This is a genomic window from Spartinivicinus marinus, from assembly GCF_026309355.1.
Classification (GTDB): Bacteria; Pseudomonadota; Gammaproteobacteria; order Pseudomonadales; family Zooshikellaceae; genus Spartinivicinus; species Spartinivicinus marinus.
Genome location: NZ_JAPJZK010000001.1, coordinates 4449322 through 4467221, shown reverse-complemented (window position 1 = coordinate 4467221; position 17900 = coordinate 4449322). Strand labels below are relative to the sequence as shown.

At 38.5% G+C, this 17900-nt stretch carries 17 protein-coding genes; 11 read left to right on the top strand and 6 right to left on the bottom strand.

The annotated features are described in order from the left end of the window. The first annotated feature begins 460 nt into the window (after positions 1-460). The gene (ihfB, locus tag OQE68_RS20005) at positions 461-787 is read left to right on the top strand and encodes an integration host factor subunit beta (protein WP_180569428.1); all 327 of its coding nucleotides are present in this window, start codon (positions 461-463) and stop codon (positions 785-787) included. Between the two features lie 368 nt (positions 788-1155). On the opposite strand, the gene OQE68_RS20000 is transcribed toward ihfB, so the two are convergent. Continuing rightward, positions 1156-1797, bottom strand: a complete 642-nt coding sequence (locus tag OQE68_RS20000) for a glutathione S-transferase family protein (protein WP_180569430.1) — start codon at positions 1795-1797, stop codon at positions 1156-1158. Positions 1798-1958: 161 nt separating this feature from the next. On the opposite strand from OQE68_RS20000, the gene aspA reads away from it, so the two are divergent. After that, a complete protein-coding gene (gene aspA, locus OQE68_RS19995) occupies positions 1959-3389 on the top strand; it encodes an aspartate ammonia-lyase (RefSeq protein ID WP_180569431.1) in 1431 nt (476 codons plus the stop codon). Positions 3390-3398: 9 nt separating this feature from the next. Here aspA and OQE68_RS19990 read toward each other — a convergent pair whose 3' ends face one another. Then, a complete protein-coding gene (locus tag OQE68_RS19990) occupies positions 3399-4250 on the bottom strand; it encodes an eIF2B alpha/beta/delta subunit family protein (protein WP_180569432.1) in 852 nt (283 codons plus the stop codon). 193 nt (positions 4251-4443) lie between these two features. Between OQE68_RS19990 and OQE68_RS19985 the strand changes: the two genes are divergently transcribed. From OQE68_RS19985 to OQE68_RS19975, 3 genes are all read left to right on the top strand, one after another. Beyond that, positions 4444-5067, top strand: coding sequence for a response regulator transcription factor (locus OQE68_RS19985; protein WP_180569433.1), 624 nt, complete (start codon positions 4444-4446; stop codon positions 5065-5067). A 288-nt stretch (positions 5068-5355) separates the two neighbouring features. Beyond that, positions 5356-5739: a response regulator gene (locus tag OQE68_RS19980; RefSeq protein ID WP_180569434.1), complete on the top strand. Its 384-nt coding sequence runs from the start codon at positions 5356-5358 to the stop codon at positions 5737-5739. 95 nt (positions 5740-5834) lie between these two features. After that, positions 5835-6662, top strand: a complete 828-nt coding sequence (locus OQE68_RS19975; protein ID WP_255490931.1) for an ion transporter — start codon at positions 5835-5837, stop codon at positions 6660-6662. Positions 6663-7251: 589 nt separating this feature from the next. On the opposite strand, the gene OQE68_RS19970 is transcribed toward OQE68_RS19975, so the two are convergent. Then, the gene (locus OQE68_RS19970; RefSeq protein WP_180569435.1) at positions 7252-8445 is read right to left on the bottom strand and encodes a GNAT family N-acetyltransferase; all 1194 of its coding nucleotides are present in this window, start codon (positions 8443-8445) and stop codon (positions 7252-7254) included. A gap of 411 nt (positions 8446-8856) precedes the next feature. On the opposite strand from OQE68_RS19970, the gene OQE68_RS19965 reads away from it, so the two are divergent. Together OQE68_RS19965 and OQE68_RS19960 are read left to right on the top strand one after the other, a co-directional pair. Further along, positions 8857-9579, top strand: a complete 723-nt coding sequence (locus tag OQE68_RS19965) for a substrate-binding periplasmic protein (protein ID WP_180569436.1) — start codon at positions 8857-8859, stop codon at positions 9577-9579. A gap of 181 nt (positions 9580-9760) precedes the next feature. Then, positions 9761-11935 (top strand): TonB-dependent receptor, encoded by a 2175-nt coding sequence (locus OQE68_RS19960; protein ID WP_180569437.1) that lies wholly within the window; start codon positions 9761-9763, stop codon positions 11933-11935. 46 nt (positions 11936-11981) lie between these two features. On the opposite strand, the gene OQE68_RS19955 is transcribed toward OQE68_RS19960, so the two are convergent. Continuing rightward, positions 11982-12491, bottom strand: coding sequence for a YqhG/Tai3 family protein (locus OQE68_RS19955; RefSeq protein ID WP_180569438.1), 510 nt, complete (start codon positions 12489-12491; stop codon positions 11982-11984). A 303-nt stretch (positions 12492-12794) separates the two neighbouring features. On the opposite strand from OQE68_RS19955, the gene OQE68_RS19950 reads away from it, so the two are divergent. The 3 genes from OQE68_RS19950 to OQE68_RS19940 all read left to right on the top strand — a co-directional run bounded on the left by OQE68_RS19950 (position 12795) and on the right by OQE68_RS19940 (position 13971). Further along, complete coding sequence (locus OQE68_RS19950) at positions 12795-13157, top strand: hypothetical protein (RefSeq protein ID WP_180569439.1); 363 nt, start codon at positions 12795-12797, stop codon at positions 13155-13157. Positions 13158-13201: 44 nt separating this feature from the next. Beyond that, positions 13202-13399, top strand: a complete 198-nt coding sequence (locus OQE68_RS19945; RefSeq protein ID WP_180569440.1) for a DUF2845 domain-containing protein — start codon at positions 13202-13204, stop codon at positions 13397-13399. Between the two features lie 149 nt (positions 13400-13548). Beyond that, complete coding sequence (locus tag OQE68_RS19940; protein WP_180569441.1) at positions 13549-13971, top strand: hypothetical protein; 423 nt, start codon at positions 13549-13551, stop codon at positions 13969-13971. Positions 13972-14491: 520 nt separating this feature from the next. Here OQE68_RS19940 and OQE68_RS19935 read toward each other — a convergent pair. Next, a complete protein-coding gene (locus tag OQE68_RS19935) occupies positions 14492-15046 on the bottom strand; it encodes a TetR/AcrR family transcriptional regulator (RefSeq protein ID WP_180569442.1) in 555 nt (184 codons plus the stop codon). A 724-nt stretch (positions 15047-15770) separates the two neighbouring features. Beyond that, positions 15771-16169: a hypothetical protein gene (locus OQE68_RS19930; RefSeq protein ID WP_180569443.1), complete on the bottom strand. Its 399-nt coding sequence runs from the start codon at positions 16167-16169 to the stop codon at positions 15771-15773. Between the two features lie 906 nt (positions 16170-17075). On the opposite strand from OQE68_RS19930, the gene OQE68_RS19925 reads away from it, so the two are divergent. Next, complete coding sequence (locus OQE68_RS19925) at positions 17076-17900, top strand: formylglycine-generating enzyme family protein (protein ID WP_180569444.1); 825 nt, start codon at positions 17076-17078, stop codon at positions 17898-17900.

Sequence of the window (17900 nt, the reverse complement as noted above, 5' to 3'; positions counted from 1 at the left end):
ACTTACACCCAACCAGCAAAACGTAAACACAACACCAAAACCTTAAATGCAGTACAAACTAACCATTAAGACAAACCCATCTCTTAAGTTTGTCATGGCAATGTAAAAAATACACTTTCCTCGGCTGCTCCACGCTGAAGATTACCTATCAAACATAAGACGTCTACAACTATGAAACATTTGCCCTGCATGATGAACCCTAAAACACTGGTTTACTCTGCGTAAGTACAAAGTGGTACAGCTGATTAGTTCCTGCGACTCCCCCCTTATTCACTCAATATCTGCTTAATTATCACTCAACAAACACATTATTATCATGAAAATCAATATGTTAGTTGATTCTAGAGAAAGGTTTAGCTAGTCTAAGTGGTGTATCCTAAAAATAACTAGAAAGAGCTATAGGCCGCTTATTTTCAGGATACACCACTGAAGAGTCATCATCGACAGGGGGAGAAGGGAGATGACCAAATCGGAGCTGATTGAACGCCTAATCGAAGCCCAACAAGACTCAGAGCTGACAGCTAAAGATATTGAGCTGGCAGTTAACTTGCTACTAGAACAGATGTCAGAAGCCTTAATCAAAGGAGAGCGTGTAGAAGTTAGGGGGTTTGGCAGCTTTTCACTGAACTACCACGCACCAAGGACAGGCCGAAACCCTAAAACAGGTGAACCAGTTGAGATACCTGCTCGTTATGTACCCCACTTTAAACCTGGTAAAGAGCTTAGAGAGCGTGTCAACGCAACAGTTAATACTAATAGTAGGCACTCATTTTCTGCCATAAAGTAAAGAGGATGGCTACTCATAACCAAAACCCTATTGAGGGTGCTCAAACCCAACACCCTCTTATATTAGAGCAAGTAGCCCATAACATAGCGCAATAGCAATAATGGTAGTAATTGCAATCCAGTATTTATCAATCCAATGCTGCTGCCAGCTCTGTTTATTCATTTCAGCATCCATAATAATGATAATCATTCTCATTATAAATAATAAGCTAGATGTTGTCTAATTACATCTCCTTTTAACCCTGCTTCTCTGTTTAGACCCTCTCTTGACTTCAACATTGCACTCAAGTGGTTGAGGAAGGGAAATTATCTTCCCTTACCTTAAAGAGTCATAAAGCGACTATACATATTCACATCGATACACTCTGATCAAACCCGCAGTATTTGTTTATCACTCTCAATATACTTCCGAAATACTGCTTGTTGGTAAATTCGTGCAAGATAGCTTGATAGCGTTGGCCAACGTTTGGAGTCTACTTCATAGTCAGCATAAGCGGCATTAATCATTAAACAGGCAATTGAAAGATCAGCCACAGATAATGCCCCACACACAAACGCCGTTTCAGGTACAACCGACTCCAGATAATCTAGAACAGGGGGAATATTATGCTTAATATTATCCTCCACTATCTGTTCATTGGTGTCTTGTTTTAAAAATGTAGGCTTCACAATTCGCTCAAAAAATAAAGGCATACCAACCACTTCAGCAAGCTTGGTATCTGCATATTCTTCCAGCCACCAAGCCTTAGTACGCGCTTTTATGTCCGCAGGATAAAGCTGGTTTTTTCCATATTTCTCGTTCAAGTATTGGCAGATGACTGTAGAATCAGCAATAGCAAAACCATCGTCCTCAAGTGCTGGCACTTTTCCAAGTGGACTAATTTTCTTAAAGCCCTCAGGCGGGTCCATTGGGCTGACAGGGTTTACTGTGTAATCAAGCTCCAACATATCAAGGCTAATCAACACTTTTCTAACAAAAGGCGATAGTTGTACACCATAAACTGTAATCATTTTAATCTCCTTATTTTGCGTATGGACCACTAACCTAATATATAAAGCAACATTATTGTTAACAGCGGATGACACGTACTAGTCCGTATTGAAGACTGGTCCTTATCCAGCGACACTTAGCCCAATAAAAAGGGCATTCGGCTAAGTAATGAGGTATAGCCATGAATACTGACTCAGCTAACAATAACGACTACCGTGTTGAGTACGATTTGCTTGGTAGCAAAAAAATTCCCCAAGATGTTTACTATGGTATTCAAACCCAGCGCGCCATAGAAAACTTTCAAATAACTGGCGTACCCATTAGCCATTATCCAAGCCTGATTACATCAATGGCAATGGTTAAAAAAGCCGCGGCCCAGGCAAACCAGACCTTAAAACATTTAAGTGACACTAAAGCCAATGCTATCGTGCAAGCCTGTGATGAAATCATTGCCGGTCAATGGCATGAATATTTTGTGGTAGACATGATTCAAGGGGGCGCAGGTACCTCAACTAACATGAATGCCAACGAGGTGATTGCTAACCGAGCCCTGGAAATCCTTGGCCACCCCCGCGGGGCTTATACCCACCTTCACCCCAATACTGATGTCAACATGTCGCAATCGACAAATGATGTCTACCCTACAGCTGTCAGATTAGCCATTATTTTACGGCACAGTGAGCTAGCCCTTGCTGCACAAAACCTGAAGCATAGCCTCAAGCAAAAAGGCGAAGAATTTAAAGATGTCATTAAAATGGGCCGCACCCAGTTACAAGATGCCGTGCCTATGTCACTTGGCCAGGAATTTAACGCCTATGCCACAACCATTGATGAAGACGTTAAACTGATTAAAGGATTAGCGGATCTATTTAAAGAAATTAATTTAGGCGGCACTGCGATTGGTACTGGTATTAACGCTGATCCTGGCTATGGCAAACTAGCTATTGATTACCTAGCAAATATCAGTAGCGTTCCCCTAGTACAAGCGTCTGATTTAGTCGAAGCCACTTCTGATATGGGCGCATTTGTATTGTTCTCCAGCATGTTAAAGCGCTACTCCATTAAATTATCAAAAATATGCAACGACTTACGCCTACTTAGCAGCGGCCCACTGGCAGGTTTAAATGAAATTAACTTACCACAAATGCAGCCTGGCTCATCAATTATGCCTGGTAAAGTCAATCCAGTGATTCCTGAGGCAGTCAATCAAGTTGCATTTGATGTAATTGGTAATGACTTAAGCATTAGCATGGCAGCAGAGGCAGGACAATTACAGCTTAACGTGATGGAGCCATTAATTGTTTATAAAGTTATGCAATCTATAGAGTCTCTGATTAATGCTAGCACTATGCTCAGTGAAAAATGCATTACTGGTATTACTGCCAATCGAGAAAAATGTCGAGATTATGTCAATAACAGCGTTGGCATTGTGACTGCCCTAAACCCTTATATTGGTTATGAAAATGCCAGCCGGATTGCCAAAACAGCGCTTAAGTCTGGCCGCCGAGTAATTGATCTGGTTTTAGAAGAAGGCTTATTGGATGAAACTCAACTGAAAGAAATTCTAAAGCCTGAAAACATGCTCAACCCTTCAGCACTACAACTTAAATAGCAAAATCAATCAAGGAAGCTTTTGAGGGCTTGCCTGCTCTGTCACCACCTCGGTTATTAAATGAGCGGGCACTACCTCAAAATATTGATTTTTTATCTCCACATGGGCCAAGGAGGGCGCACCTAACTCATTACCATTATGCTGTTCTAGTTCAACCATACTGGGAAATAAATCAACTCTTTTAAATGTTTCACAGCATACATAAAAGGGTTTATTGGCAGCCTTCGCAGCTAAGGCTAATAAATAACTACCAGCCTTATTCACTACAGAGCCATCCTCAAGCAACATATCAGCACCAATAACAGCCATGTCGGCTTCCTCTAACCAGACACCCATTTGAGCATCTGTAATCAAACGGCAAGGGATTTCTAGCTCTGACATTAATTCAGCTGTTTTATAGCCTTCGTAACCAGGGCGCGATTCAGTCACAATCGCCTGGCATGGCCACTGGCTTAATAGGCAAAACAACTCACGGATAGTTGAACTCCAGCTATGGGTTATCACCACGCTACCAGGCTTAATTCGCTGTACCATAGCCCTGGCACTATGGGCAACCGCCTCTTTAGAGTACTGCACCAGCTGCATAGCATGGGCAGCAGCCTGAGCAAATGAAAGGTCATTTTGCTCGACTTCACGCAACCAGGTACCTAGTAACTGCTGCAGAGGCGCCATTGATGGCCGAACCCGCTGTAATTGTCTGGCTAAGCGGCAGGCTTGCTGAATATCACCTTCAGTTAAATGGGCTTGTGAGCAGTAGTCTGCCAAACCACTTAATGCTTGCCGGGCAATTTGCCCCGCTCCATCAACCCGGTTGTTTTGAATAGCATACAACAACCGTTGGGCAAGCTGATCATTCGTCACTGGCAATATCTTCTTATTAAAAAGTATTTTTAAAACGCGGTATATGACAATTTGTTATCAAAAGCTTAACAAAAAGCTGTCATCGTCCATCATCCCTCTCGATAATTTCATCACAAGCTGGCAAACTAAGCTATATTAATGACTGGTTTTTTCCAGCAATCATTCTTTCTTATTAAGTGCTTCTGGAGCTCATATGCAAGAACAACAACCTACTGTCTTTATCATTGATGACGACGAAGCTGTGCGTGATTCGCTAGGGCTGTTGATGCAATCAGTAGGTCAATCTGTCGAAGTGTATGCTTCTCCTGCTGATTTTCTCGCTGCTTATAACGAAAACCGTCCTGGTTGCATTGTGATGGATATTCGGATGCCTGGTATGAGTGGTTTAGAGCTACAAGCCAAGCTCAATGAAATGCATTGCATCCTTCCCATTATTTTTATTACTGGCCATGGTGATGTACAAATGGCAGTCCAAGCCATTAAAAATGGTGCCATGAACTTTATTCAAAAGCCTTTTCGAGATCAGGAGCTACTGGATCTTATCAACGATGGGCTGAAGCTGGATAGTGAGCAGCGTAAAGAGTTACTTGAACATAAAGAAATTCTAAAACGCCTTGCCACCCTCACCGATCGTGAGCGTGAGGTGCTACACCATGTAGTGGAAGGCAAAGCCAACAAAGTCATTGCAGCTGATATCAGCTTGAGCCAGCGGACAGTTGAAATCCATCGCTCCCGAGTCATGGAGAAAATGGGCACAAAGTCATTAGCTCACCTGGTACGTCAAATAATGCAAGTTAAAGATCAGGTTGAGATTTAACTAAGCGGCCCTCTTTAAAGACCCTCCTTAAAAGAGGGCTCTTAAAACTATAGTTGTACCCCCCATCAAATTGCCGGTATGCTAGGCCTAGCTTCCGTTTTAACATACCGGCTTCTTACTAAATACCCGTAACAGTCTCCGTATATTCCGAACCTGCCATGATACAACTACAGATTTTGTAAAGGTGGTAGCCATCATATACTCTGGTTATTAATGCTTGCCCCGATAAGAAAGACAGTTGTAGTGTGGGGCTAATTACTGCCTTTACTCACAGCCCAGCTTGCATTTATGACACAACTACACGCACCAACAGTATTATTATTTGACCAAGATCTACATACACAACAAACCGTTCAAGAGGTCTGTCAACAACATAATATTCCGTGTGCAGTCATGACTCAATTTGAGCAGTTACTACAATGCTTGGCCTGTAATCAGCCGCTTTGCATCATTTGTAGTGACACGGCCATTGGCATTGATGTACCTAGTCAGCTCGATCAAATTCATACTATCAACAGTCATATTCCTATTATTATGCTAGGAGAGCAGCAAGTTGAAGTCTCTGTTGCTGTCACTGCTATCAAAGCAGGAGCAATGGACTTCATTGAAAAGCCCGCCATTCGTCACCCTCTGCAACAACACCTTGATACCATCCTGAGTAGTCTGCATTAAAATTATTGTTTTATCTCCATGTTAGATTGCTAAGAATAGATATAATCTATGTTCTCAAACATAAGATACGTTGATAGATTATTAGTTAGCCACCTATGAAAAAAATGTCTCAACAACGGTTAAGACAACAGCTGAATGAGATTATCTTTGGCACTGAAACACCAGCAGGCAGAGGGTTTGATATCGCCCTTATTTACGCCATCCTTATTAGTGTTTTTATTGTTATTATCGACTCAGTTGAACACATATCTAGTGAATTCAAAGGGTTGTTATTTTTTTGTGAATGGTTATTTACCATCTTATTTTCCATTGAATATGCAGTCCGTTTATATTGTTCCCAACACCCCTTCCGTTATGCACGCAGCTTTTATGGCATAGTCGATTTGCTTTCCATACTCCCCTCTTACATCGCATTTTTTCTCCCGCAAGCCCAGTTTTTTATCATCATCAGATTATTTAGGGTCTTGCGAATTTTTCGGGTATTAAAGTTATTTCGCTATTTAGGCGAAGCAAACATGCTCATGCGGTCTATATTACTAGCCCGCCGAAAAATTTTTGTATTTTTGATGTCAGTTGTTGTGTTAGTCAGTATCTTTGGCTCACTTATGTATGTTATAGAAGGACCTGAGCACGGCTTTACCAGCATCCCCACCAGTATCTACTGGGCAATTGTTACCATCACTACCGTGGGCTATGGTGATATCACCCCCCAAACCGTTTTAGGCCAAAGCCTGGCATCAATCATTATGGTAACCGGTTATGCCATTATCGCCGTCCCCACAGGCATCATCACTGCCGAGTTAGCAGTAGAAATTGGTCGAGATAAAGGTGAACATGCTTGCCGTAATTGCAAAAAAACCGGCCATGACAGTGATGCAGTCCATTGCAAATATTGCGGCGCCAAAATGGAAATCCCTGTTTAAGATACCAACTATTAATTTATACATATGGGTGTCTCTAAAAATAGTGATTTTTTCGTGAGAGCAAGGCGGCACCGCACGGAAGGCCACAGTGTATATCTAATACATGAGGACCTGAGTACGGAGCCAACGCAGCTATCGCGAAAAAAGTGCATTTTGAGAGGTGCCCATAAAAAAATAGCAGGTAGGGTAGCTGCCTACACCCCCCTGCTATTGGCAATACCTGAAAAAATCAGGTGTAGTCCTAAAAACTGATCAGCATCATTAGCTGAAACTGACTGAAATAAACTTACAAGGCTCTGAAAGAAAAATAACGTAATGGTATTCCCCATCCTGAAGCTCATTTCCTCCCGGTTAGAGGGTGCCGACACCGTTAACGACACCCTCACTTCTCAAGGAGACAACATGTGCGCTGGGAAAATCCCACAAATGACACATATTATTTATAACAAGTAACGTGCCAACTTTTGACTTTCTTGATAATAAGGGCACCTCTAATAATTGTTTGCTGTTAATCAGTGAAAAAGCTTAGTAGACGCGAGAGTTATGTGCACCAAAAAGAGGTTGATGCACAATTATAGGATATGACTAACTACAGTTTAAGTACTTTTCGTTCTGGTGCCTCTTCAACAGGAACCGCCTTAAAGAGTTTTCTCACCAAAAAGTTGACTGCCGGTATTCGGTGCCGCGCCCAAACAAATGTAGCTTCTGGTTTTGCCCCCAACCCCGTTTTAGGTTCAACAGCCGTTCGACCAAAGGAAATGATATTACAACCCATACTGATACCATGCTCAATAATCAATTGCAGTAATCGAAAATAAATGGGGTATTCTGCATTAACCTGATAATCAACACCGACATAATAGCCTTTAGCTACCTTGCCATCTTTAATTGTAGAGACAAACCCCACGACATCTCCTTGATACTCAATAATCGAACAAGCAAAGTGATCACCGAGTGCTGTTGCTAATGCTGAAAAGTACCCTCTTGGTAAGGTAGCAGGTCGAATTTCAGCTTTTTGTTCAACCTGTAAATACAGGTTATGAATCACTTGCTCATAAGTCGAAAGGTCCGTTAGCTGTGTATCAGTAATTTCCGCTTGTTTTAGTTGTTTTTGAATTTTTTTGACTCGATTACGATACTTAGATGTCAGTAGCTGTAAATAGTCATCAAATGAAGTGCAATTATCAGGTAGTTCCAATACCATATCAGGATCGGTTTGTATTTTACGGTAACTGTAACGCTCCATCACCATTGATGCCTCAAGCTGAGTCAGGCCCAGATCCTTAACCAGCGCAAAATTAATTGAGCCATTCAGTTTTTCCCCCCGTCGAATACGATAAATCAGCTCAGCAACAATTCGCCATCCTTGCTCTGCACTTAAGTCACTTGTTAAGGCAACGCCATGTAATCCATTAGACACCAAATTGCCACATACCAGCACTCTCTCTCGGTACTGCTTAATGACTTTTTCTTTCAGTTTTTTATCGGGCAACACCAGTTGTTTACCAGAAATAGTTGCTATCTGACAAACAACAGCGGCTACTGGCTTTCCATCCTGGTAAGCCAGTGCATAACGCTGCTCAGTATTCGTTGGACTATTAGCATCAATCACTTGCAAGTATTGCCGGCTCATAAATACCGAAGCGTTAGCCACTACCTGATCCCAGTGAATAACATTAATAAAGTCTATGCTATCCGCTATAACATATTGGTAACCCAATGCCGTATGCCGCTCTTGATGGCGCTGCCGTTTATCCTTAATTGACTTGATTGTGCTTTTCATTACAGAACCTTCCCATTTTTTATCTATTATTGCTGGATTTGTTTAACCAACTCAGATACCGATGTACTATCTTCCCACATTAAACTTTTGTACTAATCACCACAAAATGCTTTGTCAGTTTCTAATAATACATGGGTAACTGTCGGTGTTGGTATAAAGCTGACTTCCACTTCTTGGGTACCCAAAAAACCTCCAGAACGTGGTTTGAACTCTATTTAGGTAGTCACTAGTAGTACAACTAAGAGGAACTGTTAATTTTACGAATAATTTTTAGAAGACTATTCTCATAGTAAGCAGCAAGTAAGATAACCCTTACATTTAGCTAGCTGTGTTGCAAACCAAAAAAGTTGCAGTAGCATGATAAGTCACTTAATGCTCAGGTTATTTTTGATAGTAGTTCTACTATCAAATATGGTTGTTGTACAAGCATCATCCACGACAATTCGCCTAACTTATAACATAGAACCCAATCCACCTTTTAATATGGGCAATCACTTAACTGAAAAGCCAGGGATAACCATTGAAGTGATCCGAGCAGCTGGACATCGACTGACACTTAATTTTGTGTTTGTCAAAATGCCCTGGAAGAGGTGTTTATATACTGTACAAAAAAATACAATGGATGGAACAATTGATGCCAGCTTTAAAAAAGAGCGAATGAAAGTTGGAGTTTACCCAATGGCCGATGGAGAAATAGATGCATCCAAACGAAACAATACACAAAGTTACTCTATTTTCACCACTCAAGCATCGGATATTGAATCAATTGAAGACCTATTCAATAAGTATATTGGTGTAACAAGAGGCTATTCAATAATTACTGACTTAGAAAGTAAAGGTATAAAAAATATCATAGAAACTAACGGTTCATTAGTCAGTTTACGTATGTTAAAACGAAAGCGGATTCATGCAGTTGTTGACTTAGAAGCAAACATTCAGAGCCAGCTGCATTCATACCCAAATGAATTTCAAGATATCCGCATGATCACACCACCAGTTAAAAGCAAAAATTATTATTTACTTTTTTCTCACAAGTTCTATAGAGAAAATAAAACACTCGCACACAAAATATGGAATGAAATAGCTAGCATAAGAGAGTCAAAACAATACCAGCAGCTATTTGATAAATATTAGTAGCATTGACTATTGTATTCCCTACTTAACAGCAATTAGCAATATTAATACATCACCCCATTCCCAGCAACTATAAACAAAGCTTGCATATAACTAGAATAAAAGCTTATAGCAACTATAGTGTAGATATATTTTAGGATCGTGGGGACAAAGTCTGTTACAAGACTTACAATAATGACTTATGTTGTGCAATTTCAAGAAAATTAATACAAAACAGATTATTGCTTACAGCATTCTCTATTCATTAGCTATCGAAAAAGCTACTGCAGAACAAGCATTAAACTCAGCAGATGATTTATTTGGGCTAAGCCTGGAAGAGTTATTAACCATTAAGGTACATTCTCGTTTGCCTGAATCAGATAGCACTATTCCTGGCACATTTACCATCATTAACCAAGAGTCAATTGATAAACAACGCGCTATTTTTAATGACCTCGGTTTTATTTTAAGCAGCTATGTACCGAGTTTATCCCCTTCCACTATGACTGCATTCAATCGCTCTACTACTATACATGGAAGAAAAATGGCAATATTGATTAATGGGGTTCCGATTGATACACCTTTACGTACTGGCGACCAGGCTTTACGTTCTTTAGATGCTTCTGTTCTGCAGTCCATCGAAGTAATGCATGGGGCGAATACGTTATATGGCGTAGGGAGTTCTGGTGGTACCATTAATTACATTACCAAAGATACAGAGCAAGACAGCGATATAGTATTAAGCTCCGAATTGGCCAAAAGTGCTGCTTTAGCCCATACCAAAAATAGTGGCAGTGCAAGCTTAGTACAATCCTTAAAAGGCAGTGTCAATAATCTGAGTTTTTTCGCATCAGCCTTTTATGAACAAGTTGATGGTTTTTTTGATGCTGAAGGAGACAGAATTCCCTCTAAGACTGCAGGTAATTCTTCAATAGGGCTACCAGAGTCTAAAAATATAAATCTTTATAGTAAACTTGCCTATAATTGGCAACAACAGCGAGTCGCGTTCAATGCTTTATACTATGAACACGCTATGGAGGATATATACGAGACAGTTGGCGGTGATGTCATTTCCAGAACCAAAGCCACTGCTGTACGCACGCCAGCCAAACGTAATACTGAAGACCCAGGAAGCAAAAACCTGGTGCTCAATCTAATCTATGAGCACCAAGCTATTTTTGGGAGTACATTTCATGCTCAAACCTATTATCAAGATTATGATAATATTTTTGGAGCATTTATAGAAAACTCACCATTGGTACGTAGCACTGATATGGTTGGACAATCAACCATCACTTCTAGAAAGCACGGTTTGCGATTTGACTTTAATACACCACTAGCAGCGCTATTTTATAAACAGCACGCATCACTTGACTGGGGCATTGATATATTAAGGGATAAAACTGGTCAAACCCTACTATCCGGCTCAATAGGAGGCGATACCTGGACACCCTTTATGACAATGACTCAGTATGCACCCTTTATTCAGTTTCAAAGCAATATCACTAAACGGCTGAGTACTAGAGCAGGCCTGCGTAATGAACATACTCAAATAAAAGTAGATGACTTCAATACTGTATTTGATGGCCATATTAATGGTGGCAAAGTGACTTTTCAGAAAACCTCACTCAATATTGGTCTAGTTTATAAACTGACTGATTCTACCGATATATTTGCAGGGGTATCTGAAGGCTATGATGTACCTGAAGTTGGAAGGGTATTACGCAACACAAGTAATACAATCGAGTTTGATAGTATCGATGTAGAAGCCGTGGATAACCGTAGTACCGAAATAGGCATTCGTATTAAACAAGATAACTTCAGTTTCTCATTTACCGCATACCGAAGCACATCTGATTTAGGACTGCAACTCACTGCCGTACCAGGCACAGATCTGTTAACACCAGAACAAACACCTGAAAGTATCGAAGGACTTGAGCTAACTACTCAGTACCACTATAACAAACACTGGATTACAGGAGGTACCTTTTCCTGGCTAGAAGGTGAAAGAGATACAGATACTGGAACAGAGTATTTATCCGGCCAACGAATTCCCCCTCCAAAAGTAACTGCCTATGTAGAGTATAAACTAATAAAAAATGCTTTAATTAGATTCCAAGCCTTATACTCTGGCAAGCGCAACCGCTTTCCAGACGATATTGGCAATGGAGAGCAATTTAAAGGTGAAGTGCACTCATTTACTACATTTGATCTACTAAGCAGGTATCAGCTTAACAATACCAGTATTACTTTAGCTATACACAACTTATTCAATAAAGACTATTTTACTGTTTTCTCACAGTCATCTAATCTAGACAGAAGAGTTGTAAAGGCACCTGGAAGAATGATAAACCTTACATTTAAAATAAACTACTAGCACCCTAAACTATAAACTCTGTTTTTTTAGCTTTAACTAAAAATAATTATTGGTTATCCCTAATAGTATCCAATAGAAGCTCTGTTAGCCTTTTAGGGCCATAACACCCCAACTCAATATCCGTAACCTGAAAATTAAACTCATTGGTAATTATAAACAACTTGTCAGTACATTTATAATCTTCTTGTATCGCATGAAAGCTTACCGTTACCTGATACATATTGTTTACTTTACTGACTTCTTCAATAAAGGTTTTATAAGCTAAGTCATGTGGCATGCTAGTAAAAAGCAATGTATCAACTAAATCAGGTTTAAGATTTGGCTGTTGTTTAATAAACTGCTCTTGCCGAATTTTTGCATCAATAAAAAGCTTTCTTAAATCTTTACTTAAGTATGGTTTTACTTCTTCATCAGAAGCTATCCCTATCCTAGTCAATAACGTAGAGTCATAAAAATCACGAACAAACTTTTTTATAGCTGAGTTTGATGTTGCACAACCACTCAGCAAGCATATAAAAGTGAAGTAGCATAATTTTCTTTTAAAAATGGAAAGCATATTAATTTACTATCTACATGCAAACTATCAACAAAGCTATCATTTTATTTAAATACACCAAATATTACAAAACAGTAACATTTATATATACCACTCACATAGTAGAAAAAGTACTTATAGTAAGTTCAATACCAGTAACACCAAGACTGAAAATAAGTATAACTCCTTATATTCTGTTTTTTCTATTCGCTGTAGTGTTACCAAAATGTAACATTTAAATAAGCACTTCATTACTAAAAAAATGAAAGCGCCCTTCTTTTTACAAAGGATATTTTATTTTTTTAACAATAGCCAGGTTATAATATGAGAAAATTATTAATTACAACATTCGCAATTGCCACTACATTAACCACAACATATGCTAGCGCTGAAATAAACATTACTGCAGATCAAACCCGCTGGTCTGAATCTGACTGCACCACTCAGTATAGTGGAAATGTGAAGCTAAGAGTTGATCGCGTAAAAGAAATTACAAGCAAGCACTCAGAACGTACTGATGAGACAAAAATCAGGTTTACAGACGATGTAAAAATACATCTTGAGAATGCAGTTATCACTACAGAGGCTGCAACCTACACGGCTTTAGATAAGCATGTATTAATAACCATGAAGTCAGCTACAGTTTCAAACACCTATAGCTGTAAGAATAAAAAGCAGGCAAAGTAACACAGAATTAAAGAAGTCTATAATATCATATAAAAGTGTATAGGATGAAATTAAACAACCTTTTAATATTGATTATTCTTTCTTTTATTTATGCTAACAGCTACGCTGTTGGTATGCGTTGTGATGGCAAACCTATCACATCAGGCTACACAAAGGCTAAAGTTGTACTGTTATGTGGTCACCCCATACTAAAAGAAACATTTCACCAAGAAACTACAGATATAAACAAAGCAAGTTTTTAAAGGTGATTATTTTTCATAAAGGTAGAGTTGAAAATATCGAATTTGGTGGTCGAGTAGAGTAACAAATGCTAACAAAGCAACCAAAACATAATCACCGCTATATACCACAAAAAAATCTAACATATCTCAAACTATTTTGAGTGAAATCAATGAAAAATATTTCTTGGCTCGTGTATTTAACTATTGTCTCCTCTCTTAATGTTATAGCAGATGAATCTGAATTCAGGTGTCTCAAATCAGTTGGTTTACACAACTCTATTAAGCTTCAATTTAACTTCCCTATGGGTAACGAAAAATTTGGCTATGTTTCATACCAAAAGGGAAGCGGAAAAATACTTGTCAGAAATACAAAAGAAGAAACTAAAGAAATATCGGTTGGAAGGCCTCTAGAATTTACAAATGAATGGGAAGAAGTAACCAGTGGTGGCACAGGTGGGAAATATATATTAGTAAGCCAAGGCGCATTAATTCACGATTTTAAATATATCAGAAAAAAGGATGGGAAAGTTTACAGTTTTGAAGAAGATTACCAGGCTATTTCCGAAAATGGTTGTCAATGGTCGGCTAGCTAAAATATACCCTTCATGAATCATTTTTAGGTGTAAAAATAAAGTGATATATACTCACAGCGAAGGATTATTTAGGCAAGGCCACCGAGCGATGAAGCCCCAGGAGTTTAGATAAACTAAATGACTGGGGTGAAAAGTGATGGTAACAAAGCCTAAAAATCATTCGCGAAGAGTATAACTAAATTTAATTAGCCTTAATCAGTACGTATATTTTATAACAGTTGATATATTTATTCTCACCATCTTTGTCAATCAGAAAGAGTGATTGCGAAATCTAGAAGTTATTCATAAGGGATATAAAGGAAATAAAGAGGTAATTGCTATTCAACAACTATCCACTAACACTTAGCTATTGCAAACTAACTTACCTTCAATTAAAATGTTGCAACCCTGTAACACAATACACTTTTCAAGTCACCGTTATTAATAGTAATATTTCGCTAAATAGGGCGCATATAAACGCCCATTATTTACTCATCAATCACAAAAGGGTAATTTTTAATCATTTGCATTAAAATTAACGTCAATCAACCTCTTTTAGAACGGCATGGCTAAAGCTATCCCATGCCAATAATAGCACCTCCTTCTCTGTGGACCTCCCTTGCTTAATTGACTCCCAAGAAGTAAAAAGTATTGAATCCAATAGTTGAAGAACCCAAAATACAGGTACACCTCGCCTAATTTGTTTAGACCTTTGCATACGCGTAATGATTTTCTTAAGTTTTTTATTTGTATCAGAAAACTGGCAGGTATTAGGATCATGTTCAGATTCATCAAAGTCTGCATGATGTTTGAGCACAGTCGCAATGTCGCCAAATGCAATACTGGAGTGAACATAATATTTGAGCTGCTCTACAGGCTTTTCGTGCAACTCTACTGCTTCATCCAGTATCATTTGGTATTTTTCAAAAACATATAAGACTATATTCTCTAATAGCTTTTTTCTATTACTAAAGTAGCGATTTATAGTCATTCTGCTAACACCAGCAGATGTGGCAATAGCTTCCATCGAGGCATTTGGGTTAGCTGCCAGCTCTTTTACCCCTGCCTCTAGGATTTTTTGACGTGTATTACACATTATATATAGACACCAATGTTACAATGGCGTATCATGCTTGCGAGTTAATATCAAAAAGCACATCGTCATTACTTAGTTCAAAAGCGATTAGCCACTTGCTACTACTCTGTTTCAACAACGCAGTATTAGTCAATCAAAACAGTATACTTTACCCCTACCTAATCCTTACAAGAAGGTAGACCCTACTAGCATTATTTAGCTTTCATTCGTGGCTACAAATCACTTAGCTTTGAAACAAGTGGATTTTAAACATTATGCAATCAGCTTTAAAGCGACTTATACTTTATTGTAGTGAATACACACCCTTATTTGCGCAACTTTTATTCAGTAAATCTACTTTCTATTTTTCATATTTCCACAGCGCATAAACATATTCATTATAGATATACTAGTTGACTATATAACACTCAATTTACTCAGATACAGTTGATCACCCTACAGATAGATCGCTTTTCAACCAACTATTACCAAAAGCACATACTTGACTTATATGCTCAGAGCCAAAGGTTTTTTTGTATTGTTTGCATGAGATCATAACTAAAGATTCAAGAAATAGGACAACGCATAAAGACGTTGTGACAGCCTCAGTGCATAAGAAACACACAACGCTTAAGAGTGCAGTAGCTGCTTGGTAATTGCAAACTCCTTATGCTGAATAGACTTGCCTCCATGCGACTATAAATACCTCCATGTGATTATAAATAAAAGGTGGTTGGGATGACTGTTAATTGCTTTCTTTGTTTTTAAAAGATAAACGAAATTCAGTTGTCATTTGATGACCTTTTATTGCAGGAACCGCAATTGCATTAAGCAACAGTTGCCCTAGCATAATCAATGTGGCGGTTGCTAACGCATCAAGAAACCAGCCAATGGCGACACCAGCCACTCCTAGATAAACAGGCATGGTTGCCAAATCTGGAATAGTTTGAATACCTGTAATTCCGTGTAAAAATAAACTAATCCAAAACCCAAAACAATATGGACAATGCCAAGCCTCATAAAGATACGCTAATGGTTTAGGTAAGCGATCTATAATCCAGTTAAACCACTTTCCCCAGTCGGGCAATTTTTCCCAAAGTAAAATATAAATAGCAAGCCCCATAAGCGCTAAAGTAAAGTTCATACTCAACCCCTCAATCATTATTGATAGAATGCTCTACTTACACATTCGCAGCCAAACGTTACATCAATGTAACATCCTACATATTCTAGTCAATAGCCCTCAGCTAAGTATTTCTTAATATTTCAGCAGTTTTGAGCTTCTTAAATCTATTTATTAACCTATCAATATTAGATAAATAACCAATATGCATTTCCTAAATAAATAGCAATACCCTTCAAAACAGTTAACGTTGAGAAATTATTAAGAAAAATATATAACCGAAGCGAATATTCTTTAGGTAAGATCATCGGTGTGATGTCTCTACGAGACTATAAATAATAGATAACAGGGTTAAAGACTGTTTATTACTCCTCTGCTCCTGCATTGCTCTAATTATTGGTATCCATACCACCATGCATAAACTGTATTCACACTATCCGCAGTGCTTAACGATGATAACAAAATCTAAACATCATTCGCGACGGGTATAAGGGTGACATTCTTTATCAGAAAGAATGCAAGTAAAGCCAATGAACACTTGCAAGAAACAGGTTACACACTTTTATACGTACATATACTATATAGCATCATTAGTTACATAAATGTAACATTCTATAATAAGTGCATCCAGAGAATGTGTAATAACTTGAAGTAGTACTATATACCTAACACCTATCCCAAAATACTTAACCTCAACCAGGGTAAACAGTGCCAATTAAAATTTATCAATAAAACGACTAACCTTAATTAGTACTATTATATAGCATTGTAAACATAATACTGAGGCTTAAAGTAAAACTCGCTTGGAATGCCACGATGACCTGTTTTCTATATCAAAATATAAAAGATACAATGCTAAAAATTACCTGCGTTATACTTCTCCTGGCTCTTCATCTATTTGTAGAAGCAAAAGCAGCAAAAAGATTAGTGAATATTAGTACAAGCAATCCTATCATCGAATTTGAAGAAGTGCTTGTTCGTAACTATAGCTATTATGTTGGAGACCTGTTTGGGAAACTAAATTACGACAAAACAGCAAGTGTTGCTCCACAGGCTTACTGGATAATGAGCACTGAAGTAACCTACGACTTATACCAAGCAATATACAACTGGGCTACTCAGCATGGTTACCAGCTAACTGATGGTTGTAACGGCTGGAAAGAATACTCCTGCTTTGATCAAAAAACAAACTCTCGTCAATACCCTGTCACACTGATATCATGGCTAGATGCTATTGTATGGGCTAATGCTTTAAGCGAAAAATTAGGTTTGCAACCAATTTATCAAACCAGCGCAGGAAAAGTAATCAGGAGTGCAGAAAACTCAAAAATAGATATTATAGTGAACAATGCTAACGGCTTTCGTCTTCCTACTTTAAATGAGTGGCATATCGCAGCCAGAGGTGGATACCCTGCTATTCAACAAGGTACTTATGGAACCATCCATGCAGGAAGCAATAACCAAAGCCTGGTTGCTTGGAATGAGGAAAACTCTCAGCTACAAGGTACAACAATTGTTAAACAACTAAAACCTAATGAACTGGGTCTGTATGACATGTCAGGTAATATCTCAGAATGGGTTTATGACAGCTACTTAAATGAAGATCAAATTAGTGCTGGCATGTTCAACAAAATGCATTACTTTTGTGGGGAAAGCTGGAAAAATAGCAAAGGTCTTAACTTAGCGTATTGTGATATACACTCTCGACATTATCGATTAGATGATATTGGTTTCAGGTTAGTAAGGAACTAA

Coding starts and splice junctions, on each gene's coding strand:
- OQE68_RS19975 (WP_255490931.1), top strand. CDS start 5,835: ATGAAAAAAATGTCTCAACAACGGTTAAGACAACAGCTGAATGAGATT.
- OQE68_RS20000 (WP_180569430.1), bottom strand. CDS start 1,797: ATGATTACAGTTTATGGTGTACAACTATCGCCTTTTGTTAGAAAAGTG.
- OQE68_RS19980 (WP_180569434.1), top strand. CDS start 5,356: ATGACACAACTACACGCACCAACAGTATTATTATTTGACCAAGATCTA.
- ihfB (WP_180569428.1), top strand. CDS start 461: ATGACCAAATCGGAGCTGATTGAACGCCTAATCGAAGCCCAACAAGAC.
- OQE68_RS19940 (WP_180569441.1), top strand. CDS start 13,549: ATGAAAAATATTTCTTGGCTCGTGTATTTAACTATTGTCTCCTCTCTT.
- OQE68_RS19930 (WP_180569443.1), bottom strand. CDS start 16,169: ATGAACTTTACTTTAGCGCTTATGGGGCTTGCTATTTATATTTTACTT.
- OQE68_RS19935 (WP_180569442.1), bottom strand. CDS start 15,046: ATGTGTAATACACGTCAAAAAATCCTAGAGGCAGGGGTAAAAGAGCTG.
- OQE68_RS19970 (WP_180569435.1), bottom strand. CDS start 8,445: ATGAAAAGCACAATCAAGTCAATTAAGGATAAACGGCAGCGCCATCAA.
- OQE68_RS19965 (WP_180569436.1), top strand. CDS start 8,857: ATGGTTGTTGTACAAGCATCATCCACGACAATTCGCCTAACTTATAAC.
- OQE68_RS19985 (WP_180569433.1), top strand. CDS start 4,444: ATGCAAGAACAACAACCTACTGTCTTTATCATTGATGACGACGAAGCT.
- OQE68_RS19960 (WP_180569437.1), top strand. CDS start 9,761: ATGTTGTGCAATTTCAAGAAAATTAATACAAAACAGATTATTGCTTAC.
- aspA (WP_180569431.1), top strand. CDS start 1,959: ATGAATACTGACTCAGCTAACAATAACGACTACCGTGTTGAGTACGAT.
- OQE68_RS19945 (WP_180569440.1), top strand. CDS start 13,202: ATGAAATTAAACAACCTTTTAATATTGATTATTCTTTCTTTTATTTAT.
- OQE68_RS19950 (WP_180569439.1), top strand. CDS start 12,795: ATGAGAAAATTATTAATTACAACATTCGCAATTGCCACTACATTAACC.
- OQE68_RS19955 (WP_180569438.1), bottom strand. CDS start 12,491: ATGCTTTCCATTTTTAAAAGAAAATTATGCTACTTCACTTTTATATGC.